The organism is Enterobacter sp. BNK-22, assembly GCF_048684805.1.
GTDB lineage: Bacteria > Pseudomonadota > Gammaproteobacteria > Enterobacterales > Enterobacteriaceae > Enterobacter > Enterobacter quasiroggenkampii.
Window position 1 is genome coordinate 1811722 of the sequence record NZ_JBLQTT010000001.1, and the last position, 24301, is coordinate 1836022.

The window sequence follows — 24301 nt, forward strand, 5'->3', positions numbered from 1 at the left end:
CGAACCCTCGATGAGGACAACACTATGAGCATTGATCGTACATCAGCCCTGAAGCCGGTAAGCGCTGTACAACCTCGCGAAACGAATGACGCTACGGCGCAGAAAACGCGTCTGGAAAAACCGTCAACGTCCAACAGCACCAGCGTGACCCTGAGCGACGCGCAGGCAAAACTGATGCAGCCGGGCAGCAACGATATCAATATGGAACGTGTTGAAGCGCTGAAAACAGCTATTCGTAACGGTGAGCTGAAAATGGACACCAGCAAAATCGCTGACGCCCTGATTCAGGAAGCACAGAGTTTCTTACAGAGTAACTAACCGTATGAGTCGACTGTCAGAAATACTGGATCAAATGACGGTTGTCCTGAACGACCTGAAAACGGTAATGGACGCTGAACAGCAGCATCTCTCTTCCGGTCACATCAACGGCAGCGCGCTGCAGCGTATTACTGAAGACAAAAGTTCGCTTCTGGCAACGCTGGATTATCTGGAGCAGCAGCGACGCGCTGAGCAGGATCCTAAGCGCAGCGCCAATGACGATATTATTGAGCGCTGGCAGACCATTACCGAAAAAACCCAGCACCTGCGCGATCTTAACCAGCATAACGGCTGGCTACTGGAAGGTCAGATTGAGCGTAATCAGCAGGCGCTTGAGGTGTTGAAACCGCATAAAGAAACCGGACTGTACGGTGCGGATGGTCAGACAGCGACTGCACGTATTGCGGGTGTGAAAAAGATTTCGATTTGACGCTTAAGCGACAAATTATGCAGTGGGGAGCACCCTAAGGTGTACTCCCCTTTTGGCGTTTATGCCGTCCGGCGGGCAAACTCTTTGACTTTGAAACCCAGCACCGCGAGCGTGGCAAAGTACGCCACCACCCCGACGCCTACTACGGCCATCAGCCGCATCAGACGATAAGGCATGGTACCCAGGGACCATTCCGGCATGACGTACATCATGCCAAGCAGCGCGGCAGACATCACCAGTACCGCAACAATCAGACGCGCCAGGAAACTCACCCAGCCCGGCTGCGGCGTGAAAATATCCTGCTTGCGCAGCTGCCAGTACAGCAGCCCGGCATTCAGACAGGCCGCCAGACCAATCGATAATGACAGACCTGCATGCTTCAGCGGACCAATAAACGCCAGGTTCATCAGCTGCGTCATAATCAGCGTCACGATGGCAATTTTTACCGGCGTTTTGATGTCCTGACGCGAATAAAAGCCCGGCGCCAGCACTTTCACCACGATCAGCCCCATCAGTCCCACCGAGTAGGCAATCAGCGCGCGCTGGGTCATGGCGGCATCGAAGGCGGTGAATTTCCCATACTGGAAGAGCGACACCGTCAGCGGTTTGGCCAGAATACCCAGCGCCACCGCGCTTGGCAGGGCCAGCAGGAAGCAGAGACGCAGGCCCCAGTCCATCAGGCGGCAATACTCATCATGATTACCGCTGGCAAAGCTTTTCGACAGCGACGGCAGCAGGATAGTCCCCAGTGCCACGCCCAGCACCCCGGATGGGAACTCCATCAGGCGGTCGGCATAGTACATCCAGGAAACCGAGCCGGACACCAGGAACGAGGCAAAGATGGTGTTGATAATCAGCGAGATCTGGCTGACGGAGACGCCGAGAATGGCGGGCCCCATCTGCTTGATGACGCGCATCGCCCCGGCATCTTTGAGGTTGATGCGCGGCAGCACCAGCATGCCGATTTTTTTCAGATGCGGCAGCTGATACGCCAGCTGTAGCACGCCACCGACGGTAACCGCCCAGGCCAGCGCCAGTACCGGCGGGTTGAAGTGCGGCGCGGCGAACAGGGCAAAGCCGATCATGCTGACGTTAAGGAACGTCGGCGCAAACGCGGGAACTGAGAAGCGGTTCCAGGTGTTGAGGATCGCCCCCACCAGCGAGGCCAGCGAGATCAGCAGAATATAGGGGAAGGTGATGCGCAACAGCTGCGAGGTCAGGGCAAACTTGTCGGCCGTATCGGCAAAGCCGGGCGCGGTCACCATAATCACCCAGGGCGCGGCCAGCATCCCGAGGACGGTCACCACCGCCAGCGCCAGCGTCAGCAGGCCGGAGACATAAGACACAAAGACGCGCGTTGCGTCCTCGCCCTGCTTGCTTTTATATTCCGCCAGGATCGGGACGAATGCCTGAGAAAACGCCCCTTCCGCAAATATACGGCGCAGCAGGTTCGGTAATTTGAACGCGACGAAAAAGGCGTCCGTGGCCATCCCTGCACCAAATACCCTTGCCACAATGGCGTCGCGCGCAAAACCCAGCACGCGGGAAAACATGGTCATCGAGCTGACGGCCGCCAGCGATTTTAATAAGTTCATTAACGTGAATTTCCAGAACCATACGGATTTCCAGGACGGGCAAGCGTAAGCGCCACCCGGCAAAGCCTACAAGCGGCGCTTAGTCTACCCGGATTTCAACGAATTACTATCCGCAGATGTTACAGCGAGTTATTCACTCATGGCCTCGCGCCAGAGCCTTTCCACAACGCGCTGCGCCATGATGGCCTGCTCGCCGGACGTTTCAGGAACCGTCTGATTTTGCACGCAGGAGATGAAGTGACGGGCGCAACCGGCAAAACCGCGCTGTTCAAGCGTGCTCTGCCAGCCAGGGGCAGGTAGCGTCACCACGCCGCTGCCCTTCTCCTCACGCCATTCACGCATGTCGGTAATGTCGTACAACGCGCCGTCGGTGACGGCCTGGACGCATTCTCGCTGGCTGCCCGCACGACGATGCATGCTGGTGGTTACCTGCAGATGGTCAATCGAGAAATGATGTTCGGCGTAGACCATTTCACCCTGCTCGTTCGTCAGTAGCGTGCCACTTTGCAGCTGCGCATTACCGCTGGCGAGCCACAGCGCGGTATCCACAACGTGCAAATAGTCATCCAGCAGCGTGAAGCGCAGATCGTTCGGCCCGATGCTGTCTGTGCGGTGTTTATCCATCCGCAGCGAGGAAAGCGTGCCCGACTGTGCCTTGAGCTTCTGGTAAAGCGGTGCGAAGCGGCGGTTGAAACCGACCATCAGCGTCAGTTTTTTACGCGCCGCCAGTTCAATCAGCCGCTCGGCATCCTGAACATTTTCCGCCAGCGGTTTGTCCACGCAGACGTGAACCCCCAAATTGAGCAGTTCGCTCACCACCTGATAATGGGTTGCCGTTGAGGTATGGACAAAGACCGCATCGCACTCGCGGGCCAGATCCTGCAATGAGGCAGCATACGGCATGCGCCAGGTTTCGCAGATACGTTCTGCCTTTTCTCGGGTGGGTGACCATGCCCCTTGCAGGGTCCAGTCCGTCGCCGCACCTAAAACAGGCAGCCAGGCTTTTTGTGCGATACCGCCCAGCCCCACCACGCCTACGCGTAATTTTTTCACCGTCAGTCTCCCAAATGTGCCAGCAAGGCATCCAGGCGCTGTTTCAACCCGGCGACCTCGTCTTCCAGCGCCTCTACGCGGGCAACCAAATCGTCATCTCCAGCATTCATATCGGTTGCGCTGGACTTAACTGAAATATCAACGTCACCGCTGAACAGATGCATATAGCGGCTTTCACGCTTGCCCGGCTCGCGCGCCAGACGCACCACGTATGGGCCGTCTTCGCGAGAAGCCAGCCCTTCCAGGATCTGCTCGACCTCCTGCATGTCGCTGAACTCATGCATGCGGGAAGCGCGGGTGCGCAGTTCCCCCGGCGTCTGTGCCCCGCGCAGCAACAGCGTGGTGATGACCGCCACTTCCGCGCTGCTCAGCTTCAGGTCGCCAAATTCGGAGTTACAAAAGCGCTGTTCATATTTGGTCACGCGGTTGCCGAATCCGCTGACGGTGCGCAGATAGTGGCGTTTTACCAGGGCGTCCAGCACCTCCTGAACGTCATGTTCGCTGAGGTTCATCACCGGCTCGCGGTTGGTTTTCTGGTTGCAGGCCATGGTCACGGCGTTGACGGAGAGCGGATACTGCTCCGGCGTGGTGACCTGTTTTTCGAGTAAGCACCCAATCACGCGCGCTTCTGTACCGTTTAGCTGATACTTCATCTTTTCTCCTTAACGACCTGCAGTCCAGTCCCGGGTGGTTAATGCCGTCAGAACGTGGTCGCGCCACTCTCCGTCTATCAGCAGATAATCTTTGGCGTAACCCTCTTTCTCGAACCCTAAACGCGCCAGCAGATTTCCGCTGCGCTGGTTATGCGGCATATAGTTCGCCATAATGCGATGGATGTGCTGCGTGCGTTGCATATAGCGGATCGCTACCGTCAGCGCCTCGTACATCAGCCCCTGCCCCTGCCATTTCTGACCGATGGAGTAGCCAAGGTAGCAGGCGTGAAACGATCCCCGCACCACGTTTGAAAAATTGGCGATCCCGATAATCTCTTTCTCTTCAGGATCCAGCAGCGCGAAGTAAAACGCGCTGCCCTGCTTGTGAAATTCCGTAATCATGCTGAGGCGCGCCTGCCAGCCGGAAGGGTAACAATGGCTCTCATCCCGAACGGGTTCCCAGGGTTTTAAAAACTGGCGATTCTCGGCGTAATAATCCGCCAGACGCCAGGCATCACGCTCATGCACCAGACGAACGACCAGCCTGTCCGTTGTCAGACGCACTTTTGGCACATTACTGCGATAGCCAAACATCGATACCACTCCTTCCCGTCACTTCAGCTTACCCATTAGCTTTACTATACCTGCGCCTGCGCCGTCTGTGAAAACAGTGACATACCATTTTCACCTCTTTTCACACTTTTCGATGAGAACTCTCTATCAAAGCACCCTTTTGATAAAAAAATATTGTCGCGTTCAGGGGTGGGAAAAAACGCGGCGACACTGCAGAATGTTAGCGTGCTCACCATCTTATTTTCCCTGGAGGGAAAATGTCCCGCGTATCACAGGCCAGGAGCCTGGGTAAATATTTCCTGCTCGTCGATAACATGCTGGTCGTGCTCGGCTTTTTTGTCGTTTTTCCGCTTATTTCGATCCGCTTTGTCGATCAGATGGGCTGGGCGGCATTAATGGTCGGCATTGCCCTGGGGCTACGCCAGTTTGTCCAGCAGGGCCTGGGCGTCTTTGGCGGGGCCATCGCCGACCGCTTTGGTGCTAAACCGATGATCGTAACCGGTATGCTGCTGCGCGCGGCAGGCTTTGCCACGATGGCGGTCGCTCAGGAGCCGTGGCTGCTCTGGTTCTCCTGTTTCCTCTCCGGTATCGGGGGCACGCTGTTCGATCCGCCCCGCACCGCGCTGGTGGTAAAGCTGATTCGCCCGCAGCACCGCGGCCGCTTCTTCTCGATTCTCATGATGCAGGACAGTGCCGGGGCGGTTGTCGGCGCCCTGCTGGGAAGCTGGCTGCTGCAGTATGACTTCCGTCTGGTCTGTACGGCTGGCGCGGTGCTCTTTATTCTGTGCGCGCTGTTTAATGGCCTGTTCCTGCCGGCGTGGAAACTGTCGACGGTGAAAGCGCCGGTCCGGGAAGGGCTTGGTCGCGTCCTGCATGACAAGCGCTTTGTCACCTATGTGTTGACCCTGACGGGATATTACATGCTGGCCGTGCAGGTCATGCTGATGCTGCCGATCATGGTTAACGACATTGCAGGTACCCCTGCGGCGGTGAAATGGATGTACGCCATCGAAGCCTGCCTGTCGTTAACGCTGCTCTATCCGATTGCCCGCTGGAGCGAGCGACGTTTTCGTCTGGAACATCGTCTGATGGCCGGACTGTTCCTGATGACGCTGAGCATGATGCCGATCGGCCTGGTGAACACGCTCCAGCAGCTGTTTACGCTGATTTGCACATTCTATATTGGCTCGATCATCGCCGAGCCTGCCCGCGAAACGCTGAGCGCCTCGCTTGCGGATGCGCGTGCGCGCGGCAGCTATATGGGGTTCAGCCGCCTGGGGCTGGCACTCGGCGGGGCATTAGGTTACGCCGGGGGCGGCTGGTTGTTTGATGCCGGCAAAGCGTTAAATCAACCTGAACTCCCGTGGATGATGCTTGGCGTGGTGGGCTTTATGACGCTACTCGCCCTGTGGTGGCAGTTCAGCCAGAAACGCAGCGCGAGCGGCATGCTCGAGCCAGGCGCATAACTTTTCCCTCGGGCGGGCACCGCTCCCGCCCCACTTCTCAGTTTTTTCTGCTGGTTTCTACCCATTCACGCTGACATACTGGCGTAACAGGACAGAAGCGCCGATTTTTCGTTGAGGAACACTATGAAGAAAATTGTCTTAGCCGCGGCATTGGTTGTCAGCGGTCTGCTGGTTGGCTGTAACCAGCTCACGCAATATACCGTCAGTGAACAGGAAATTAATCAGGCGCTGGAAAAACATAACAATTTCTCGAAAGACATTGGCGTACCGGGTCTTGCCGATGCGCATATCGTCCTCACAAATCTCACCAGCCAGATCGGACGTGAAGAGCCAAACAAAGTCACCCTGGCCGGTGATGCGGACCTCGATATGTCCTCCCTCTTTGGTAACCAGAAAGCCAACATCAAGCTCAAGCTGAAGGCACTCCCTGTTTTCAACAAAGAGAAAGGGGCAATTTTCCTCCAGGAGATGGAAGTCGTCGATGCGCAGGTGTCTCCGGACAAAATGGCGCCGGTACTGCAAACCCTGATGCCCTATCTGAATCAGTCGCTGCGGAATTACTTTAACCAGCAGCCCGCGTACGTCTTAAGTGAAGACAAAAGCAAGGGTGAAGCCCTGGCGAAAAAATACGCAAAAGGGATAGAGGTTAAGCCGGGTGAAATTATCATTCCTTTCACCGATTAACCTGAAGGGCGCTGCGGCGCCCTTTTTTTACGGAAAAGTGTGCAAACGAAAACGTTTCCGCTTATGATTTGTGTCCGGCAAAAACAGCCATCCTAATGACTGATTCCTGACAAGCCGGAGCTTCCATGACTGCACAACCCCAGGTTCTTAAAATCCGCCGCCCTGACGACTGGCATATTCATCTGCGTGATGGTGATATGCTGAAAACCGTCGTGCCTTATACCAGCGAAATTTATGGCCGCGCGATTGTCATGCCTAACCTGGTGCCACCAGTCACCACCGTCGATGCCGCGATAGCCTATCGCCAGCGCATCCTCGACGCCGTCCCTGCGGGACACGATTTTACCCCGTTGATGACCTGCTACCTGACCGATTCACTGGATCCGAACGAAGTGGAGCGCGGCTTTAACGAAGGCGTGTTTACGGCAGCTAAACTCTACCCGGCGAATGCCACCACCAACTCCAGCCACGGCGTCACCAGCATTGATGCCATTATGCCGGTTCTGGAACGCATGCAGAAACTGGGTATGCCGCTGCTGGTTCACGGTGAAGTGACGCATGCTGACATTGACATCTTCGACCGTGAAGCCCGTTTTATCGAGACCGTGATGGAGCCTCTGCGCCAGCGCCTGCCCGCGCTGAAGGTGGTCTTTGAGCATATCACCACCAAAGACGCGGCAGAGTACGTGCGTGACGGCAACGATCTCATCGCCGCCACCATTACGCCACAACACCTGATGTTTAACCGTAACCACATGCTGGTGGGCGGGGTGCGCCCTCACCTCTACTGTCTGCCTATCCTCAAGCGCAACATCCACCAGCAGGCGCTGCGTGAGCTGGTCGCCAGCGGGTTCTCCCGCGCGTTCCTCGGTACCGATTCCGCGCCTCACGCCCGCCATCGTAAAGAGGCAAGCTGCGGCTGTGCAGGCTGCTTCAACGCCCCAACGGCGCTTGCCAGCTACGCAACCGTATTTGAAGAGATGAACGCGCTGGAACATTTCGAAGCGTTCTGCTCCCTTAACGGCCCGCGCTTCTACGACCTGCCGGTCAATGACACCTTCATCGAACTGGAGCGTAAAGCGAGCCACGTTGAGGAGTCCATTGCCCTGACGGATGACACGCTGATCCCATTCCTGGCGGGTGAAACCGTAAGCTGGACGGTAAAACGTTAAAAAATCAATGCCCCTTGTTGTCAAACTGACAATATACCTGTATAAATAAACAGTATATTACACAGGGGGCATTTATGCGTATTGAAGTCACCATAGCCAAAACTACCGTTCTGCCTGCCGGCGCGCTTGATGCGCTGGCAGGCGAATTATCCCGTCGTATTAACAATACCTTTCCTGACAACGCAGGTGCCGTCACGGTGCGTTACGCCGCGGCAAACAACCTTTCCGTTATTGGTGCCGCAAAAGAAGATAAAGATCGCATCAGCGAAATCCTGCAGGAAACGTGGGAAAGCGCTGACGACTGGTTCATCACGGATTAACACTGCTCCCTCATTGTGTTTTTTGCCGGGTCGCCCCGGCTTTTTTTTTGCCTAAAATCCCGTAAGTTCAAATTAATTCGGCATCTTCTTTAAAAATCGTGAACGAGATGGTGTTTTATTGTTCGAACAATCCTAAAAAGCAGAAAAATGTGTTGCCACCTGTTTATTTTTCCCTTCGGAACCCTTATTACTTGGTATACTGAAGTTGCTTTCAGAAAAACATGCATTGAACCTCAAAGCCGTTGTCTTCTAACACGCATTAAGGGGGTTATAATGGAAAAGAATAGTGAAGTCATCCAGACCCACCCACTCGTTGGCTGGGATATCAGTACCGTAGATAGCTACGATGCGCTGATGCTGCGTTTGCACTACCAGACCCCAAATCAACTCAACCGTGAAGAAGCGGAAGTTGGACAGACGCTGTGGCTAACAACAGACGTCGCCCGTCAGTTTATTTCTATTTTAGAGGCAGGTATTGCAAAAATAGAATCTGGCGACTATCAGGAAAATGAGTATAAACGGCACTAAGCTTATGCCCACTTTTCACTCAACAGGCACCCTCGCGGTGCCTTATTTATTTCTCCCTTGTCTAACCCCGCGTTGTTAATTACTCTGCTAACAAAACATCAGTTTACGAGATGCATATGAGATACGACTTAATCATTATTGGCAGCGGATCTGTGGGTTCTGCCGCCGGTTATTACGCGACGCAGGCGGGCCTGAAGGTCCTGATGATCGATAGCCATCTTCCGCCTCATGCGGAGGGCAGCCATCATGGCGATACCCGCCTCATCCGCCATGCGTATGGCGAAGGCGAGCGCTATGTTCCGCTGGTGCTTCGCGCCCAGACGCTGTGGGACGAACTGGCGAAACAGACTGAAGATCGCATTTTCGAACGTACCGGCGTTATCAACCTGGGCCCGGCCCATTCTGCATTTCTCGCCGGCGTCGAACGCAGCGCGAAAGCGTTTAATCTGGACGTTGAGAAACTGGACGCGACGGGCATTAGCGCGCGCTGGCCCGAAATTAGCGTCCCGGACGATTATATCGGCCTCTTTGAAGCCCACTCTGGTGTGCTGCATTGTGAAACGGCGATCAAGACCTGGATCGAGCTTGCCGAGAAGGCAGGCTGCGCGCAGCTGTTCAACTGTCCGGTGGACGCCATCACCCATAACGATAATGGCGTCACGGTAACGACCCTTGACGGTGAATATTCCGCGGATCGCCTGCTGGTCAGCGCGGGAACTTGGGTTACCCGCCTGCTGCCCGATCTGCCGATCCAGCCGGTGCGCAAGGTCTTCTCCTGGTTCCAGTCGGATGGTCGTTACAGCGTCCAGAATAAATTCCCGGCCTTCACCGGCGAATTACCCAACGGCGACCAGTTCTACGGCTTCCCGTCAGAAAAAGACGCGCTGAAAATCGGTAAACACAACGGGGGCCAGGCTATCTCCTCCCCTGAAGAGCGTAAGCCTTTCGGCGCCTTTCCTCAGGATGGTTCGGAAGCCTTCTCGTTCCTGCGCACTATTCTTCCGGGCGTCGGCGGCTTGCTGTATGGCGCGGCCTGTACCTACGACAACACGCCGGATGAAGACTTTATCATTGATACGCTGCCGGGGCATGACAACACGCTGCTCATCACCGGACTGAGCGGCCACGGCTTTAAGTTTGCTTCCGTGCTGGGTGAAATCGCCGCGCAGTTTGCCCAGGGTATTGCACCGCAGTTTGATCTGACGCCCTTCTCCCTCTCGCGTTTTAACAGATAATTCGCCACGGGCGCCGGACATCCCGGGGCCCGTTTCATTCACACTGCATTACGGGGCGTTATGCGCAGGATCGTTAGCTTTCTGATGAATAATATTCGCGAGCATTTTATGCTCTATCTCTTATTGTGGGCGCTGTTGGCCATTATTGATTTTGTTTACATTGTATTTTACTGAAAAGCCTTACTGACAATAATTGACGTTAATTTATCTTTATTGAAACTCACCATTTCGCTTGCACGAAGAGATTGAATTAGCGCTAGCGATCCTTTTCAAAATTGCTGAAATAAATAAAATAAAAATCAATAGACAATTATTTCAGTTGCAATATCCCGCCTTCCCGTTCATTTTTACTTTCCGGTTAATTTGAAAATGGACATTCTGATGCAATTGCGTAACTCCTCCCGGCGCTACGGAATAATATCCATAGGTTTGCACTGGATATTTGCTCTTGCCGTCTACGGTATGTTTGGACTTGGGCTCTGGATGGTCACGCTCAGCTATTACGATGGCTGGTATCACCAGGCGCCGGAGTTGCATAAAAGCATTGGTGTCCTGCTGATGCTGGGGCTGGTTTTCCGCGTGATCTGGCGACATATTTCTCCGCCGCCCGCTGCGCCAAAGACCCACAGTAAATTTACCCGCCTCAGTGCAGTCGCCGCGCATATTGCCCTCTATGCATTGCTGTTTGGCATCCTGATTAGCGGCTATCTCATTTCGACGGCTGACGGTAAGCCGATTAACGTCTTCGGCCTGTTCGACGTTCCGGCAACACTGAGCGATGCCGGGGCGCAGGCCGACACGGCGGGGGTCATTCACCTCTGGCTTGCCTGGAGCGTGGTGATCCTGTCCGTACTTCACGGGTTTGCCGCCCTCAAACACCATTTTATTGATAAAGACGATACGCTAAAGCGCATGCTTGGCCGCTCGTCAGTTGACTCTGGAGCATAAAATGAAAAAACACCTGCTGGGTATCGCACTGGGTTCTCTGTTATTCACCGCCGGTTCCGCCGTGGCGGCGGATTATAAAATTGATAAAGAGGGCCAGCACGCTTTCGTCAATTTCCGTATTCAGCACCTGGGATATAGCTGGCTGTACGGTACCTTTAAGGATTTTGACGGCACGTTCACCTTTGACGAAAAAAATCCTGCGGCCGATAAAGTCAATGTGACGATTAATACGAACAGCGTCGACACAAACCACGCAGAGCGCGATAAACACCTGCGCAGTGGGGAGTTCCTCAACGTCGCGAAATTCCCGCAGGCGACCTTCACTTCTACTGAGGTGAAGAAAGACGGCGATAAGCTGAATATTACCGGCAACCTGACGCTTAACGGCGTAACCAAACCGGTCACGCTTGATGCGAAATTACTGGGTCAGGGTGATGACCCGTGGGGAGGTAAACGCGCAGGTTTTGAAGCGGCAGGGAAAATTCACCTGAAAGATTTTAATATCACAACGGATTTAGGCCCGGCGTCTCAGGACGTGGAGCTGATTATTTCCGTTGAAGGTGTACAGCAGAAATCGTAATAATGTCGCCCGGCAGACTTTCACCGTGCCGGGCGTTATTATCATTCCGGGTCAGGGATACCCAGTTTGGTATTCAGACGACCGCGTGATTTATTGAAAATCTTGTTGCCGTTTTCACGTCCTGCGCGACGGCGACGCTGCTCTTCTTCCGGCAGGATGCTCTCTTCGCTGCACAGCTCGCTACAGCAACCGTTAAACTTCTCGGCACAGGCCGGGCACTGAATGAACAGCAGATGGCAACCGTCATTTTTGCAGTTGGTGTGGGTATCGCACGGCGCGCCGCACTGGTGGCACTGGGCAATTACGTCGTCCGAAATACGTTCGCCCATACGCTCGTCAAAGACAAAGTTTTTCCCGATAAAGCGTACCGGCAGCCCCTGCTCACGGGCGCGGCGTGCGTACTCGATAATGCCGCCTTCAATGTGCCAGACCTTATTAAAGCCGTTGTGCTTCATCCACGCGCTGGCTTTCTCACAGCGGATACCGCCGGTGCAGTACATAACGATCTTTTTATCTTTATGCTCCTGCATCATCTCAACCGCTTTCGGCAGCTGCTCGCGGAAGGTATCGGCCGGGATTTCCATCGCGTTCTCGAAATGCCCCACCTCATACTCATAGTGGTTACGCATATCAATAAACACGGCATCCGGATCGTCCAGCATCGCATTCACTTCCGCCGCCTTCAGGTATTCACCGACGTCCGCCGGGTTAAACTCAGGATCGTCGATACCGTCCGCCACGATGCGTTCACGCACCTTCATGCGCAGCACCCAGAAGGATTTCCCGTCATCATCCAGGGCAATGTTCAGGCGTAAGCCGTTAAGGGCCGGGTCAAACTGATAAAGTACGTCACGGAAGGCGCTGACTTTGCTTTCCGGTACGCTAATCTGCGCGTTAATACCTTCACGGGCAAGGTAGACTCGGCCGAAAACGTTCAGCGCTGTGAACGCCTGATAAAGCGCATCGCGGGTCGCCTGCGGATCGTCGATCGTGAAGTATTTATAGAATGAGATGGTGGTGCGCGGTTCGGTTTCAGCCAACATACGCGCTTTTAACATCTCATTCGACACGCGGTTGTGTAACACTGGCATGGTGTACAGTCCTGGAATCGTTAGAGAGAATGAAAATTCGGTCGGCATCATATAGCAAACAAAACCAATTTACATCCACACAATTTACGCTACATTTCACACACCCTGATTAATCAGGCTTAACAATTGCTGTATTCGTGCACGCTTCGAAAGCAGATATTTTGGCTACGCCTCAAAAAATGAGACACTAGCAAAACAGGACGTTTGAACACAGGAAAGACATGACCCAGTTACCAACATTTACTGCCGCCCTTTTGCATCCCCGCTATTGGTTGACCTGGCTTGGCATCGGCTTTTTATGGCTTCTGGTACAGCTTCCCTACCCTGTTATTTTTCGGTTGGGTAAATTTCTGGGCCGTTTCGCACAGCTGTTTATGAAGCGTCGCGCCAGAATCGCGTACCGCAACCTTGAGCTGTGTTTTCCGCAGATGAGCGAATCAGAGCGTCACGACATGGTCGCGAAGAATTTTGAATCCGTCGGGATGGGGCTTATGGAAACCGGCATGGCGTGGTTCTGGCCGGACAAACGCATGGCTCGCTGGAGTGAGGTGACGGGAACCGGCATGGATCCGGTACATACGCTTCAGGCCAACCAGACGGGCGTTCTGCTGATCGGCGTCCATTTTCTGACGCTGGAAATCGGGGCGCGTATGTTCGGCATGCAGGCGCCCGGCATTGGCGTTTATCGCCCTAACGATAACCCGGTCATCGATTTAATCCAGACCAACGGCCGCATGCGCTCTAACAAAAGCATGATCGACCGTAAAGATCTGAAGGGAATGATCCGCGCGCTGAAGTCCGGTGAAGTGGTCTGGTATGCCCCCGACCACGACTATGGCCCACAGGCCAGCGTTTTTGTCCCCTTCTTCGCCGTTGAAGAGGCCGCGACAACCACCGGCACCTGGATGCTGGCGCGGATGTCCAAAGCCGCCATCGTGCCTTTTGTTCCCCGCCGTAAGCCGGACGGTTCAGGCTACGAGCTGATGATGCTGGAGCCGGAACTCGCACCGCCGCTTGACGATGCAGAAACCACCGCACGCTGGATGAACAGCGTTGTGGAGAAGTGCATCATGCTCGCCCCGGAGCAGTATATGTGGCTGCACCGTCGCTTTAAAACCCGGCCAAAAGGCACGCCGTCCCGCTATTGATTTTCAACGTGCGGCCCTCAGGGCCGCATGCTGTTTTAGCTTTAAAAGCTCCCCATCATTGCGGCAATCATAACCCAGGCGCATAATTAGCAGGCTTATTACTTCATGCTTCAGGTGCTCAGCACCTCATTATGCGGATTGTTATGTCACCCTCAGATGCCCCCATAAACTGGAAGCGTAACCTCACGGTTGCGTGGCTTGGCTGTTTTCTCACCGGTGCAGCGTTTAGCCTGGTCATGCCTTTCCTGCCGCTTTACGTCGAACAGCTGGGCGTGACGGGCCACAGCGCGCTCAATATGTGGTCCGGCCTGGTATTCAGCATCACGTTCCTGTTTTCCGCGATGGCCTCGCCCTTCTGGGGTGGCCTTGCCGACCGCAAGGGGCGAAAAATCATGCTGCTCCGCTCGGCGCTGGGGATGGCCATTATCATGGCGCTGATGGGCGTGGCGCAAAACGTCTGGCAGTTCCTGATTTTGCGCGCGTTGCTGGGCTTGCTGGGAGGCTTTATTCCCAATGCCAACGCCCTGATTGCCACACAAATTCCTCGCCATAAGAGCGGCTGGGCGCTGGGCACGCTCTCAACCGGCGGCGTGAGCGGTGCCCTGCTGGGGCCACTGGCCGGCGGACTCCTGGCCGACAGCTATGGCCTGCGCCCGGTGTTCTTCATCACCGCCAGCGTGCTGTTCCTGTGCTTTATCGTCACCCTGCTCTGTATTCGGGAAAACTTCACGCCCGTTGCGAAGAAAGAGATGCTCCACGCCAGGGAGGTGCTGACTTCGCTCAAAAATCCCAGACTGGTGCTGAGTCTGTTCGTGACGACCCTGATTATTCAGGTTGCAACCGGATCGATTGCTCCTATCCTCACGCTGTACGTTCGCGATCTGGCGGGCAACGTCAGCAATATTGCATTTATTAGCGGGCTGATCGCATCCGTGCCCGGCGTGGCGGCATTGCTCAGCGCTCCGAGGCTGGGGAAACTGGGAGACCGCGTCGGCCCGGAAAAAATTCTGATCTGTGCGCTGGTGATCTCTGTCCTGCTGCTGATCCCCATGTCGATGGTGCACTCGCCCTGGCAGCTTGGTGTTCTGCGCTTTTTACTGGGCGCCGCCGACGGCGCGTTACTGCCCGCCGTTCAGACCCTGCTGGTCTACAACTCCACAAACCAGATTGCCGGGCGTATTTTCAGCTATAACCAGTCATTTCGCGACATCGGTAACGTCACCGGGCCGCTCCTCGGGGCTGGCATTTCCGCCAGCTTTGGTTTTCGCGCCGTCTTTATCGTGACGGCAGGCGTAGTGCTGTTTAATGCGATCTATTCGTGGTTCAGTTTATCCCGCGCGTTACGGCCGGTGGCGGAATAAGACGAACGTCTGAAGCTTATTTTCGTATTCATACTTGCAGAATCAGATATTCAGCTATTCTTTCCCTGAAACCTTCTGGAAAACAGGGAGACACCAATGACCATGTACGCCACGCTGGAAGAAGCTATTGATGCCGCTCGTGAAGAGTTCCTCGCCGACAACCCCGGCGTTGAAGAAGAAGATGCTGACGTGCAACAACTTAATATCCAAAAATACGTTCTGCAGGATGGGGATATTATGTGGCAGGCCGAATTCTTTGCCGATGAAGGTGAAGAAGGGGAATGCCTGCCGGTCCTGAGCGGTGAAGGTGCGCAGGCCGTCTTTGACGGTGACTATGATGAAATCGAACTGCGGCAGGAATGGCTGGAAGAAAACACCCTGCACGAGTGGGATGAGGGCGAATTTCAGCTCGAGCCACCACTCGATACAGAAGAAGGTCAAACCGCAGCCGATGAGTGGGACGAGCGTTAATTTACGCTACTCGTAAGGGCCGTGGCTGGCATCGATCGGCAGCAGCAGCGTGTCGAAAATTAGCGAGAATGGCAGATCCAGCACGGTGAGGTAGCGCCATTCGGAGTCACGGAGATCCCATTTTACGCCCGGGTAATACTGATTCCCGTGGCCTTGCCCTGGAATGGTGCGGCTGATGATGCTGCCGCAGCCGCTGAGCAGGCATGCCATCAGAACGACGATGATTATTCTCATGAGTAACCTCTATAAAAATACCGGCGATTAAGCCGGTATTTTATTTGGCGGGTGGCGCTTCGCTTACCCGCCCTACTTAACCACTTACTTCGCCTTCAACGCCAGCGGGTTCAGCTTCAGTTCTTTATAGTAGTTTACCCACGAAGAGTATCTCTCCGGAGCGGACCACACGCGGTAGTGAAGACGCGCCATCGTGACCGGGTCGCTCAACAGGACCAGACGACGGTCACGGTTGAGTTTTTCCGGGGTCTCGTTCAGCGCCTGCTCAACGTGACGATCGCGGGCAATCTCCAGCACCTGGCTGGCACGGTGGCGCGCGGTGGCCATCGCTGTTGCCAGAGCGTTGAATGACGGGTTAAACACGGCGTGCATAAAGCCGTCATCCAGCGTGCGATTGCGGTTCTGCTCGAGATAACGATCGGTGTCCACCAGCACCTGAGGCGGGGAATACTCTTCCGGGATCAGGAACAGCTTCCAGCGTTTGGTCCGCAGCCCCACCGTCGAACGGCTGGAGATCACGGAGACAAACGGCGACAGGATCAGCGAGAAGACAATCGGCGCCAGCCAGAACAGGAAGCGCAGATCCAGCCACGCCATCCCGGCCGCCCACACCAGACCCAGCAGCAGCTGAGAACCGTGGCGCATAAAGGCTTCGCTCCACGGCGTGGAGTCGTCATCACGCTGCGGTGAGTTCCAGACCACTTCCCAGCCCAGGAACGCACTGACCACGAACACGGTGTGGAACAGCATACGCACCGGTGCCAGCAGCACGGAGAACAGCACTTCCAGCAGCAGTGAAAGGGTCACGCGGAAGAAACCGCCGTACTCTTTCGAGCCTTTGCACCAGATCAGGATGATGCTGAGCAGCTTAGGCAGGAACAGCAGCACCATGGTGGAGGCAAACAGCGCAATCGCCAGTTCCGGGCGCCACTGCGGCCACACCGGGAACAGCTGCCGCGGTTGCAGGAAGTATTGCGGCTCCGTCAGGGCATGCACGACCTGCAGCGCAGTAGAGAGCGCAAGGAACATAAACCACAGCGGTGCGGAGAGATAAGACATCACGCCCGTCAGGAACACTGCACGGTGAACCGGGTGCATCCCTTTCACCAGGAACAGGCGGAAGTTCATCAGGTTACCGTGACACCAGCGGCGGTCACGCTTGAGCTCGTCCAGCAGGTTCGGCGGCAGCTCTTCGTACGATCCCGGCAGGTCGTAGGCAATCCAGACGCCCCAGCCAGCACGACGCATCAGCGCCGCTTCCACGAAGTCATGCGACAGAATAGAACCGGCAAACGAACCCTCGCCCGGCAGCGGCGCCAGCGCACAGTGTTCAATGAACGGCTTCACGCGGATAATGGCGTTGTGACCCCAGTAGTGCGATTCACCCAGTTGCCAGAAGTGCAGACCCGCCGTAAACAGCGGCCCGTAAACACGGGTGGCGAACTGCTGGCAGCGCGCATAGAGCGTGTCCATACCGGAGGCTTTTGGCGAAGACTGAATGATACCCGCGTTCGGGTTGGCTTCCATCAGACGCACCAGACCGCTCAGGCAGTCACCGCTCATGACGGAGTCCGCATCCAGCACGACCATATAGCTGTACTGATTACCCCAGCGACGGCAGAAGTCATCGATGTTACCGCTTTTACGCTTCACACGACGGCGGCGGCGACGGTAGAAGATCTGCCCTTCGCCCTGCACTTCTGCAATCAGTTCCATCCACGCTTTTTGTTCCGCCACGCAGATATCCGGGTTGTAACTGTCGCTCAGGATGTAGACGTCGAAATGCTCCGCGTTGCCGGTCGCCTTTACGGACTCCCAGGTGGCACGCAGGCCTGCAAACACGCGGTCAACGTCTTCGTTACAGATAGGCATAATCAGCGCGGTACGGTGCTCAGGATTGAGGGGTTCATCCCCGACCGTTGACGCCGAAATGCTGTATTTGTCACGCCCCATCAGCAGCTGCAGGAAGCCCATCAGCGCGGTCCAGAAACCAGCCGAGACCCAGCAGAAGAGAACCGCGAACAGCAGAAGGATGCCGCTCTGCAGGATGTACGGCAGCAGCTGCATGAAAGAGACCCAGAGATCCTGGCCCATCATGTCCGTCGGGTTGATAAACGCCCAGCCCTGATAAGGCAGGATGGTTTTCATATACCAGGTCGCGACGACCGTCTGCGCCAGCGTCAGCAGCAGCAGGATGTAGCGACGGATGGTCCCCACGGTACGCCATTTCTGTTCGGAAGCCTGCTCTTCTTTCGTCAGGCGTGACAGATAGCGGGGCGTCACATCACGCCCGCGCAGGCGATCCCAGAAGCGGCCCACCGGGTTGGTGCGCCATGGGTCGGGGAACATAGAGGAACGCGTGGCCTTCGGCATCGCCTGAAGCTGATCGCGTCCTTCGTCGTCTTTAATCAACTGCCCTTCTGCCAGCGAGTCCGGCCAGGCCTGCTCCAGACGTGCCTTTACTGACCCCAGCGGCGTATCATCATCACGGGAAAACTGACGATGTTCACCATCCAGCGCGGTGTGAACCGCGCGGATGTCGCTCTTAGGCAGTGCCGCTTTTTCGATATCCGTCAGCGGCATGGCATCAATATATTCAGATGTATTATTCATTGGCAGGTAGCTGATAGCTCCAGGTTTCACTCAGTGGCTGATCGTTACTGACCAGCGCTGCACGCATTTCAGTGGTCTGTTTCGGATCTTTCACTTTCACGCGCAGGGTCAGACGCCAGCCTTTGGTTACCGGGTTGTAACGCACGGTATTCTCAACGATTTCACCGTTATCACCGATGCTGGCCTGAGCGGCAACGGCAGTGTCCGGTGACAGTTTCTTCATATCCTGGCCTGTGAAGTCCACGACAAAGGCCACGGTACCGTCAGGCTGACGGATAAGATTAGACTGCTTCACATCACCCGTTGAGCGGCGAGTCTGCATGACATAGGCGTTATCCGGCGCATGCAGCTTATCTTCGTCGCGGCTGAAGGTGATGGTGTACTTGAAGTTCATCTCTTTACCGGCTTCCGGCAGCTGATCCGGCGTCCAGTAAGCGACGATGTTATCGTTGGTTTCGTCGTTGGTTGGAATTTCTACCAGCTCAACCTTACCTTTACCCCAGTCACCGTTTGGCGTGACCCAGGCGCTTGGGCGCTGGTCATAGCGGTCGTCCAGATCTTCAAAGCGGGAGAACTGACGGCCACGCTGCAGCAGGCCAAAACCTTGTGGGTTTTCCATTGCGAAGCTGCTCACCGCCAGATGTTTCGGGTTGTTCAGCGGACGCCAGATCCACTCGCCGTTACCGGCGTGAATAGACAGACCGTTGGAGTCATGCAGTTCCGGGCGGAAGTTGGTTGCCGGTGACGGCTGGTTCGGCCCAAACAGGAACATACTGGTCAGCGGCGCAACGCCCAGCTTGCCCACTTTATCACGCAGGTAAACCTTAGACTGCACGTCAACCACCGTGTCACGACCCGGCATGATCACAAAGCGATAGGCACCGGTCGCACGCGGAGAATCCAGCAGCGCATAGATAGTCAGACGTTTGTCCGTTGGTTTTGGACGTTCAATCCAGAACTCACGGAAACGTGGGAATTCTTCACCTGATGGCAGCGCGGTATCAATAGCCAGTCCGCGCGCAGAAAGCCCGTATACCTGCCCCGCGCCAATCACGCGGAAATAGCTGGCACCAAGCATGCTGACGATTTCGTCGTTTTTATCTTTGCTGTTGATCGGGTAAAGCACCTTAAAGCCAGCGAAGCCCAGGTCTTTCACCGTATCTTTGTCGTGTTGCACATTGCCAAAATTGAAGTAATCCGGGCTGTATTTAATCTTACGTACCGCTGTGGCCGTCACTTCATTGATGGCAACAGGCGTGTCGAAATACATACCCTGATGATAAAACTCAAGCTTGAACGGGGTCTTGATGTTGCTCCAGTAGGCTTTGTCGTGATTGAACTGGATCTGCTGATAGTCCGCATATTTCATATCGCGGAAAACGGAGGGCAAGTTACTTTTCGGCGCTTCGTAGCTCTTGCCCGCCATCGATTTTGCCTGTTTTGCGACATCGTCGATGTTAAAGGCCAGTGCCGATGAGGTATACAGTGATAACACCACTGCAGCACCTAACCAACGCATTTTCATCATCTGTGGTTTATGTTTCATAATAAGTAAGCACTTCCCCCTTTGTGTGCTTATATCGATCCGATCCATTTTAATGGAAACTCAGGCAATCCGACAACATTATCACTGCTTTGTTCAGCTGCTGGCTCATGGATTAAGCAAATGAAAGAACCCATTATTCACTTTGCGTGCTTATCCTGGAGACAGGGTGTCGGTCTTGGTGTAGGGTTGCTTTCGAATGTAACCATTATGAGTCTTAGGGATAAGACGAAAAGTCTGAGAATGCACAACGTTATATGAGCACAACACCAACAGAACGTGAATATTTCCTCGACTCGATCCGGGCATGGCTGATGCTATTGGGGATCCCTTTTCACATATCACTGATTTACTCCAGCCACACCTGGCATGTGAATAGCCAGATGCCGTCCTGGTGGCTGACGCTGTTTAATGACTTTATTCACGCCTTCCGTATGCAGGTGTTTTTTGTCATCTCCGGCTATTTCTCTTACATGCTGTTTCTGCGATACCCGCTTAAACGCTGGTGGAAAGTGCGCGTCGAGCGCGTGGGGATCCCCATGTTGACCGCGATTCCGCTGCTGACGCTGCCTCAGTTCATTATGCTGCAGTACGTCAAAGGCAAAGCGGAGAACTGGCCGAATCTGTCGCTGTATGAAAAGTACAATACGCTGGTCTGGGAGCTGGTGTCTCACCTGTGGTTCCTGCTGGTCCTGGTGGTGCTCACCACGGTGAGTCTGTTCATTTTTAGCCGCCTGCGCCACCACCTAAGTTCGACAGCCGACGCCTTTTTCGCCAACGTTACGATGGGCAAACTGTCAGTGCTCTTCTTGCTGTTGGGGATCGCTTATGCTGCCGTGCGACGGACCCTGCTTATCGTCTATTCGCCGATTTTAAGCGACGGGCTCTTTAATTTCGTGGTGATGCAGTCGCTGTTCTACATCCCGTTCTTTTTAATCGGCGCGCTGGCGTTTATTTATCCGAAGCTGAAAGCACTGTTTACCACTCCGTCACCGTGGTGCGCGATAGGTGCGGCCTTCGCGTTCGCAGCCTATCTGCTGAATCAGCGCTACGGCAGCGGCGACGCCTGGATGTACGAAACGGAAAGCGTGATCACCATGCTGCTGGGTTTGTGGATGGTGAACGTGGTATTCGCCCTCGGCCACCGCCTGCTGAACTTTAAGTCCAGCCGCGTGACCTACTTCGTCAATGCTTCGCTGTTTATTTATCTGGTGCATCACCCGTTAACGCTTTTCTTCGGGGCTTATATCACCCCGCATATCGCCTCTAACACGCTGGGGTTCTTTACCGGTCTGGTGTTTGTCGTGGGGATTGCGATCGTGCTCTATGAAATCCATCTGCGGATCCCGCTCCTGCGTTTCCTCTTTTCAGGAAAACCACAGGTAAAAGCCTCATAAACAATCGCGGCGCACTGAGTGCGCCGCGCTTTCTTCAGGTGTCCAGTTCCTGCCCGCGCTGGGTCAGCAACCGTTGATAAAGGTGGGTAGTTTCTTCGTCGAAACAGACAAAGATAACCTTCTCAGGCATCGGTTTTAGCGACAGGTAGCGGTAAACGGTTTCGACGGCTATCGTCGCGGCAGCCGCCTTAGGATAGCCATACACACCGGTACTGATGGCCGGGAACGCCATCGTTTTATAACCGTTGTCGGCAGCCAGCCGCAGACAGTTCCGGTACGCCTCTTCCAGAATACTCGCCTCATGCCGATCGCCACCGTGCCAGACAGGCCCTACGGCGTGAATGACCGCTCTGGCAGGCAGATCCCCCGCAAGCGTAATCACCGCATGGCCGGGAGGACATTCACCCTGCTGTTGCCGCACGGTTTTGCAGGCTTCCAGCAGCTGCGGTCCGGCAGCCCGGTGGATAGCCCCGTCCACACCGCCTCCCCCCATCAGGGAGGGATTGGCCGCATTGACGATGACGTCGACATGCATGGTCGTAATATCGCCATGAATAACTTCAATTTGCGGTTTCATAAAGCCCCTCTGCAACCCGCCTTTTTCTTAAGTGTATCGCAGGGCTGCCCGGGAGAAAAAACTATCAGAAAAAATCCTCTTCCGCACAAAGCGGAAGAGAGAGCGTTATCGATACTGTATTTCGACAACCGCGAGCGTTTTTTCAGGGTTGAGGTATTTCATACGCAGCGATGCCAGGTTCGAATCGGACACGTGGCCATTAAGCGCCTCTTCATAGCTGACCATGCGCGTTTGCATACGATTATTATCCGGGCAGGACAAGACAAACTGTCTCTGATGCGGCGAAACTTCACAGGGGTCGGCAACAATGGCACCGCGAAAATGAATGACGCCACCGTTCACAATGGTAGCGGAATAAACCGGGAGGCTAAAAACAGAAACGATCAGGCCCAGACCCGTCACGAGTCGAGCGAAAGAGTGGTTCATTATAGGTACTCCTCAATGAAAATCGTCCTTGAGGGGTAAACGCACTTCATTATGACAAACGAAGTCTCACGTTAAGGAACATAATGACCTGGTCCCTGATATCAGCATAGCTCAACGGTACAGACCCGCCACATTCACAAGCCATTGATTCCATGAATGTTTAGATCGCACTTCCCGCTGGCGACCACTGTTGTGATAAATGAAGCGATTTTCCATCTGAGACGGTGACAACGATTTTTACCGTGTCTCCTGCGTTAATATTTAAACTCAGGCGCATTAAATCAATCGTCTGATTAGCGGGGATAAAAAGGGTATTTTGCTGTCGGGACGAACTTTGTCCCCCCTGCCCTTCCCGAACGGAAACAATCTGAACCTGACAATCACACGGCTGCGCCAGAGTGACCTGCGGAATAATGGTGGTCATATTTTCCTGCTGCGACGTTTTGAAGGTTATCTGGCTGGAAAGCGCGGCGAGAAGAATTAAGGTATTCATGATGAACTCCCGAAAAAAAACAGGGCATCAGCCCTGTTTTTTTGTAGCACAGATTTCAGTATCAGTACTGATGAGCTGTCGCGTGGTTACCGAAGCCGATCTGGGTAACGTTGACAGTAGAGTTAGAAGCAGTCTGGTCTACGAGGGCACCGTTAAAGCCGCCGGACTGGCTAACGTTCATAACAGATTTTTTACTGTTCCACTGATCAAGTGTTGCACTGTTGCCAAATCCTTTCTGGCTCAGGTTGATTTTACTGTCATCAGAACCCTGACCAACGTCAGCGCCGTTACCGCCACCTTTCTGGGTAATATTCAGCACAGAATTTCTGGCGTCTGTCTGCAGAGCAACCGCGGAGTTACCGCCACCGTCCTGATAAATATTCAGGGTTGAATTTGGGCCACTGTATCCGCCATGACCATGTCCATGACCCCAGCCGCCCTGATTAATAGAACCCGCCATAGCACTACCAGAAACTACGATTGCTGCAAGCGCTGCCACTTTGAGAAATTTCATGGTAAACCCCCATCGGATTGATTAAAGTCGTCGCGAAGGCGCTAATGTTGAATAACGTTAACCGCCATTTGCGACTGTTTCTGCACTACAACTGCGGTTTTCTGCGTACCGTACTGCGTAATATTTGCTCTATTACCCGACCCTTTCTGGATAATTTTCGCGCTATTACCGTATCCATCTTGCGTAATACCTGCATCATTCGCGTTACCGCTCTGATCGATCCAGGCAATATTGTAACCCCCTGATTGATCAACTCTCGCTCTGTTACCTGCCCCGTCCTGGGAAACAATGGACAAGAGTTTTGAACCCTCCTGGCGAACCTGAGCGTCATTGAAAACACCCTGTTGACCAATAATGGCTGCCTGATTGAGTGATGAAAGACTTAATTCGTTAACCGCAAAGTTATATTCAGGATTGGCTAAATCTGAATTCGCTGCGGTTACAAATCCAGGCGCACCCAGTAATGTAAACACCATAAATAACGATGTGTATTTCATGTTGTCACCCTGGACCTGGTTATTGAATCACGCCATAACCGTATAACCGAGTTAATTGTAAAAACGATTCGTATTGTGTTAACGCGTCGTTACGGTGAAGAGTATGTCCGCTGAAACATTTTAAATATCTCACCCGCGCGGCTTATTTTTATTTTTCAGATCACCACAAAGTCGTAATTTACATCAAAAAACACTTTATTCAGGCCAGCTTATATTTTTTATTACAGGTGTTTTGCGAAAGGGTTGTACAGCGAGGCGAAGGCTGTCCACGGGTCTTCCCGGGGTGTTTAAACGTAACGGCTGAATAACATTTTTTCTCAGTGCGTGACACGACACCTGTTTTCTTAAGCCAGACCACTGCTCATTCCTGGACTTAGAACC

The 24301-nt window shown here is 54.3% G+C and carries 28 protein-coding genes; 15 read left to right on the plus strand and 13 right to left on the minus strand.

The window, feature by feature from the left end; translation table 11 throughout:
- Positions 1 to 24 precede the first annotated feature (24 nt).
- Both flgM and flgN read left to right on the plus strand, forming a co-directional pair.
- The gene (flgM, locus tag ACMGGE_RS08550) at positions 25 to 318 is read left to right on the plus strand and encodes a flagellar biosynthesis anti-sigma factor FlgM (RefSeq protein ID WP_008500817.1); all 294 of its coding nucleotides are present in this window, start codon (positions 25 to 27) and stop codon (positions 316 to 318) included.
- Between the two features lie 4 nt (positions 319 to 322).
- The gene (gene flgN / locus ACMGGE_RS08555) at positions 323 to 748 is read left to right on the plus strand and encodes a flagella biosynthesis chaperone FlgN (RefSeq protein ID WP_008500818.1); all 426 of its coding nucleotides are present in this window, start codon (positions 323 to 325) and stop codon (positions 746 to 748) included.
- 59 nt (positions 749 to 807) lie between these two features.
- On the opposite strand, the gene murJ is transcribed toward flgN, so the two are convergent.
- From murJ to rimJ, 4 genes are all read right to left on the minus strand, one after another.
- Complete coding sequence (gene murJ / locus ACMGGE_RS08560; RefSeq protein ID WP_048027387.1) at positions 808 to 2343, minus strand: murein biosynthesis integral membrane protein MurJ; 1536 nt, start codon at positions 2341 to 2343, stop codon at positions 808 to 810.
- Positions 2344 to 2472: 129 nt separating this feature from the next.
- Positions 2473 to 3396 carry a Gfo/Idh/MocA family protein gene (locus ACMGGE_RS08565; RefSeq protein WP_104948877.1) on the minus strand — a complete coding sequence of 308 codons (924 nt, stop codon included), beginning with the start codon at positions 3394 to 3396 and terminating at the stop codon, positions 2473 to 2475.
- A 2-nt stretch (positions 3397 to 3398) separates the two neighbouring features.
- Complete coding sequence (locus ACMGGE_RS08570) at positions 3399 to 4049, minus strand: YceH family protein (protein ID WP_420293655.1); 651 nt, start codon at positions 4047 to 4049, stop codon at positions 3399 to 3401.
- A gap of 9 nt (positions 4050 to 4058) precedes the next feature.
- Complete coding sequence (gene rimJ, locus ACMGGE_RS08575; RefSeq protein ID WP_008500822.1) at positions 4059 to 4643, minus strand: ribosomal protein S5-alanine N-acetyltransferase; 585 nt, start codon at positions 4641 to 4643, stop codon at positions 4059 to 4061.
- Between the two features lie 236 nt (positions 4644 to 4879).
- Between rimJ and mdtH the strand changes: the two genes are divergently transcribed.
- From mdtH to ACMGGE_RS08620, 9 genes are all read left to right on the plus strand, one after another.
- Complete coding sequence (gene mdtH, locus ACMGGE_RS08580; protein ID WP_420293656.1) at positions 4880 to 6088, plus strand: multidrug efflux MFS transporter MdtH; 1209 nt, start codon at positions 4880 to 4882, stop codon at positions 6086 to 6088.
- Between the two features lie 123 nt (positions 6089 to 6211).
- Entirely contained in the window at positions 6212 to 6772 is a 561-nt protein-coding gene (locus ACMGGE_RS08585; protein ID WP_045910186.1) for a lipoprotein, read from the plus strand.
- A gap of 125 nt (positions 6773 to 6897) precedes the next feature.
- Positions 6898 to 7944 carry a dihydroorotase gene (pyrC, locus tag ACMGGE_RS08590; RefSeq protein WP_420293657.1) on the plus strand — a complete coding sequence of 349 codons (1047 nt, stop codon included), beginning with the start codon at positions 6898 to 6900 and terminating at the stop codon, positions 7942 to 7944.
- A 74-nt stretch (positions 7945 to 8018) separates the two neighbouring features.
- Positions 8019 to 8264, plus strand: a complete 246-nt coding sequence (gene dinI / locus ACMGGE_RS08595; protein ID WP_008500826.1) for a DNA damage-inducible protein I — start codon at positions 8019 to 8021, stop codon at positions 8262 to 8264.
- A gap of 273 nt (positions 8265 to 8537) precedes the next feature.
- On the plus strand, positions 8538 to 8792 hold the full coding sequence (gene bssS, locus ACMGGE_RS08600; protein WP_008500827.1) for a biofilm formation regulator BssS: 255 nt from the start codon (positions 8538 to 8540) through the stop codon (positions 8790 to 8792).
- A 116-nt stretch (positions 8793 to 8908) separates the two neighbouring features.
- Positions 8909 to 10027 carry an N-methyl-L-tryptophan oxidase gene (gene solA / locus ACMGGE_RS08605; protein WP_262805319.1) on the plus strand — a complete coding sequence of 373 codons (1119 nt, stop codon included), beginning with the start codon at positions 8909 to 8911 and terminating at the stop codon, positions 10025 to 10027.
- 60 nt (positions 10028 to 10087) lie between these two features.
- The gene (locus tag ACMGGE_RS08610) at positions 10088 to 10201 is read left to right on the plus strand and encodes a DUF2770 family protein (protein WP_032645429.1); all 114 of its coding nucleotides are present in this window, start codon (positions 10088 to 10090) and stop codon (positions 10199 to 10201) included.
- A 207-nt stretch (positions 10202 to 10408) separates the two neighbouring features.
- Positions 10409 to 10975 carry a cytochrome b gene (locus ACMGGE_RS08615; RefSeq protein ID WP_048224381.1) on the plus strand — a complete coding sequence of 189 codons (567 nt, stop codon included), beginning with the start codon at positions 10409 to 10411 and terminating at the stop codon, positions 10973 to 10975.
- A gap of 1 nt (position 10976) precedes the next feature.
- Complete coding sequence (locus ACMGGE_RS08620) at positions 10977 to 11555, plus strand: YceI family protein (RefSeq protein ID WP_045401851.1); 579 nt, start codon at positions 10977 to 10979, stop codon at positions 11553 to 11555.
- Between the two features lie 41 nt (positions 11556 to 11596).
- Here the strand turns inward: ACMGGE_RS08620 and ACMGGE_RS08625 are convergent, their stop codons facing one another.
- Positions 11597 to 12646 (minus strand): rhodanese-related sulfurtransferase, encoded by a 1050-nt coding sequence (locus tag ACMGGE_RS08625; RefSeq protein WP_008500831.1) that lies wholly within the window; start codon positions 12644 to 12646, stop codon positions 11597 to 11599.
- 221 nt (positions 12647 to 12867) lie between these two features.
- Between ACMGGE_RS08625 and ACMGGE_RS08630 the strand changes: the two genes are divergently transcribed.
- The 3 genes from ACMGGE_RS08630 (at position 12868) to ACMGGE_RS08640 (ending at position 15626) form a co-directional block, all read left to right on the plus strand.
- Positions 12868 to 13794: a Kdo(2)-lipid IV(A) acyltransferase gene (locus ACMGGE_RS08630; RefSeq protein WP_045910183.1), complete on the plus strand. Its 927-nt coding sequence runs from the start codon at positions 12868 to 12870 to the stop codon at positions 13792 to 13794.
- 143 nt (positions 13795 to 13937) lie between these two features.
- The gene (mdtG, locus tag ACMGGE_RS08635) at positions 13938 to 15155 is read left to right on the plus strand and encodes a multidrug efflux MFS transporter MdtG (RefSeq protein ID WP_048222502.1); all 1218 of its coding nucleotides are present in this window, start codon (positions 13938 to 13940) and stop codon (positions 15153 to 15155) included.
- Positions 15156 to 15251: 96 nt separating this feature from the next.
- Positions 15252 to 15626: a MysB family protein gene (locus ACMGGE_RS08640; RefSeq protein WP_008500834.1), complete on the plus strand. Its 375-nt coding sequence runs from the start codon at positions 15252 to 15254 to the stop codon at positions 15624 to 15626.
- Positions 15627 to 15632: 6 nt separating this feature from the next.
- Here the strand turns inward: ACMGGE_RS08640 and ACMGGE_RS08645 are convergent, their stop codons facing one another.
- The 3 genes from ACMGGE_RS08645 to mdoG all read right to left on the minus strand — a co-directional run bounded on the left by ACMGGE_RS08645 (position 15633) and on the right by mdoG (position 20019).
- Positions 15633 to 15860, minus strand: a complete 228-nt coding sequence (locus tag ACMGGE_RS08645; RefSeq protein WP_420293658.1) for a YceK/YidQ family lipoprotein — start codon at positions 15858 to 15860, stop codon at positions 15633 to 15635.
- Positions 15861 to 15944: 84 nt separating this feature from the next.
- On the minus strand, positions 15945 to 18473 hold the full coding sequence (mdoH, locus tag ACMGGE_RS08650) for a glucans biosynthesis glucosyltransferase MdoH (RefSeq protein ID WP_045908288.1): 2529 nt from the start codon (positions 18471 to 18473) through the stop codon (positions 15945 to 15947).
- Positions 18466 to 20019 carry a glucans biosynthesis protein MdoG gene (gene mdoG / locus ACMGGE_RS08655; RefSeq protein ID WP_021240787.1) on the minus strand — a complete coding sequence of 518 codons (1554 nt, stop codon included), beginning with the start codon at positions 20017 to 20019 and terminating at the stop codon, positions 18466 to 18468. The genes mdoH and mdoG overlap by 8 nt, the downstream gene beginning before the upstream one ends.
- A 254-nt stretch (positions 20020 to 20273) precedes the next feature.
- On the opposite strand from mdoG, the gene mdoC reads away from it, so the two are divergent.
- Positions 20274 to 21413, plus strand: coding sequence for a glucans biosynthesis protein MdoC (gene mdoC, locus ACMGGE_RS08660; RefSeq protein ID WP_048027372.1), 1140 nt, complete (start codon positions 20274 to 20276; stop codon positions 21411 to 21413).
- A gap of 34 nt (positions 21414 to 21447) precedes the next feature.
- Here mdoC and ymdB read toward each other — a convergent pair whose 3' ends face one another.
- The 5 genes from ymdB to csgB form a co-directional block, all read right to left on the minus strand.
- Entirely contained in the window at positions 21448 to 21990 is a 543-nt protein-coding gene (gene ymdB / locus ACMGGE_RS08665; RefSeq protein WP_045908290.1) for an O-acetyl-ADP-ribose deacetylase, read from the minus strand.
- A gap of 105 nt (positions 21991 to 22095) precedes the next feature.
- The gene (locus ACMGGE_RS08670; RefSeq protein WP_420293659.1) at positions 22096 to 22416 is read right to left on the minus strand and encodes a type 1 fimbrial protein; all 321 of its coding nucleotides are present in this window, start codon (positions 22414 to 22416) and stop codon (positions 22096 to 22098) included.
- A gap of 160 nt (positions 22417 to 22576) precedes the next feature.
- Positions 22577 to 22909 carry a curli assembly chaperone CsgC gene (gene csgC, locus ACMGGE_RS08675; protein WP_048222497.1) on the minus strand — a complete coding sequence of 111 codons (333 nt, stop codon included), beginning with the start codon at positions 22907 to 22909 and terminating at the stop codon, positions 22577 to 22579.
- A gap of 61 nt (positions 22910 to 22970) precedes the next feature.
- Positions 22971 to 23423 (minus strand): curli major subunit CsgA, encoded by a 453-nt coding sequence (csgA, locus tag ACMGGE_RS08680; protein WP_063621360.1) that lies wholly within the window; start codon positions 23421 to 23423, stop codon positions 22971 to 22973.
- A 41-nt stretch (positions 23424 to 23464) separates the two neighbouring features.
- Complete coding sequence (csgB, locus tag ACMGGE_RS08685; RefSeq protein WP_063621359.1) at positions 23465 to 23920, minus strand: curli minor subunit CsgB; 456 nt, start codon at positions 23918 to 23920, stop codon at positions 23465 to 23467.
- Positions 23921 to 24301 lie beyond the last annotated feature (381 nt).

Bases quoted from the DNA above. Each gene is read 5' to 3' on its own strand.
- flgN (WP_008500818.1), top strand. From the start codon at position 323: ATGAGTCGACTGTCAGAAATACTGGATCAAATGACGGTTGTCCTGAAC.
- pyrC (WP_420293657.1), top strand. From the start codon at position 6,898: ATGACTGCACAACCCCAGGTTCTTAAAATCCGCCGCCCTGACGACTGG.
- murJ (WP_048027387.1), bottom strand. From the start codon at position 2,343: ATGAACTTATTAAAATCGCTGGCGGCCGTCAGCTCGATGACCATGTTT.
- csgB (WP_063621359.1), bottom strand. From the start codon at position 23,920: ATGAAATACACATCGTTATTTATGGTGTTTACATTACTGGGTGCGCCT.
- ACMGGE_RS08670 (WP_420293659.1), bottom strand. From the start codon at position 22,416: ATGAACCACTCTTTCGCTCGACTCGTGACGGGTCTGGGCCTGATCGTT.
- ACMGGE_RS08640 (WP_008500834.1), top strand. From the start codon at position 15,252: ATGACCATGTACGCCACGCTGGAAGAAGCTATTGATGCCGCTCGTGAA.
- solA (WP_262805319.1), top strand. From the start codon at position 8,909: ATGAGATACGACTTAATCATTATTGGCAGCGGATCTGTGGGTTCTGCC.
- ACMGGE_RS08645 (WP_420293658.1), bottom strand. From the start codon at position 15,860: ATGAGAATAATCATCGTCGTTCTGATGGCATGCCTGCTCAGCGGCTGC.
- mdoG (WP_021240787.1), bottom strand. From the start codon at position 20,019: ATGAAACATAAACCACAGATGATGAAAATGCGTTGGTTAGGTGCTGCA.
- rimJ (WP_008500822.1), bottom strand. From the start codon at position 4,643: ATGTTTGGCTATCGCAGTAATGTGCCAAAAGTGCGTCTGACAACGGAC.
- mdoH (WP_045908288.1), bottom strand. From the start codon at position 18,473: ATGAATAATACATCTGAATATATTGATGCCATGCCGCTGACGGATATC.
- mdtH (WP_420293656.1), top strand. From the start codon at position 4,880: ATGTCCCGCGTATCACAGGCCAGGAGCCTGGGTAAATATTTCCTGCTC.
- bssS (WP_008500827.1), top strand. From the start codon at position 8,538: ATGGAAAAGAATAGTGAAGTCATCCAGACCCACCCACTCGTTGGCTGG.
- ACMGGE_RS08625 (WP_008500831.1), bottom strand. From the start codon at position 12,646: ATGCCAGTGTTACACAACCGCGTGTCGAATGAGATGTTAAAAGCGCGT.
- ymdB (WP_045908290.1), bottom strand. From the start codon at position 21,990: ATGAAACCGCAAATTGAAGTTATTCATGGCGATATTACGACCATGCAT.
- ACMGGE_RS08620 (WP_045401851.1), top strand. From the start codon at position 10,977: ATGAAAAAACACCTGCTGGGTATCGCACTGGGTTCTCTGTTATTCACC.
- csgC (WP_048222497.1), bottom strand. From the start codon at position 22,909: ATGAATACCTTAATTCTTCTCGCCGCGCTTTCCAGCCAGATAACCTTC.
- ACMGGE_RS08615 (WP_048224381.1), top strand. From the start codon at position 10,409: ATGCAATTGCGTAACTCCTCCCGGCGCTACGGAATAATATCCATAGGT.
- ACMGGE_RS08630 (WP_045910183.1), top strand. From the start codon at position 12,868: ATGACCCAGTTACCAACATTTACTGCCGCCCTTTTGCATCCCCGCTAT.
- ACMGGE_RS08585 (WP_045910186.1), top strand. From the start codon at position 6,212: ATGAAGAAAATTGTCTTAGCCGCGGCATTGGTTGTCAGCGGTCTGCTG.
- ACMGGE_RS08570 (WP_420293655.1), bottom strand. From the start codon at position 4,049: ATGAAGTATCAGCTAAACGGTACAGAAGCGCGCGTGATTGGGTGCTTA.
- csgA (WP_063621360.1), bottom strand. From the start codon at position 23,423: ATGAAATTTCTCAAAGTGGCAGCGCTTGCAGCAATCGTAGTTTCTGGT.
- mdtG (WP_048222502.1), top strand. From the start codon at position 13,938: ATGTCACCCTCAGATGCCCCCATAAACTGGAAGCGTAACCTCACGGTT.
- ACMGGE_RS08610 (WP_032645429.1), top strand. From the start codon at position 10,088: ATGCGCAGGATCGTTAGCTTTCTGATGAATAATATTCGCGAGCATTTT.
- dinI (WP_008500826.1), top strand. From the start codon at position 8,019: ATGCGTATTGAAGTCACCATAGCCAAAACTACCGTTCTGCCTGCCGGC.
- flgM (WP_008500817.1), top strand. From the start codon at position 25: ATGAGCATTGATCGTACATCAGCCCTGAAGCCGGTAAGCGCTGTACAA.
- mdoC (WP_048027372.1), top strand. From the start codon at position 20,274: ATGAGCACAACACCAACAGAACGTGAATATTTCCTCGACTCGATCCGG.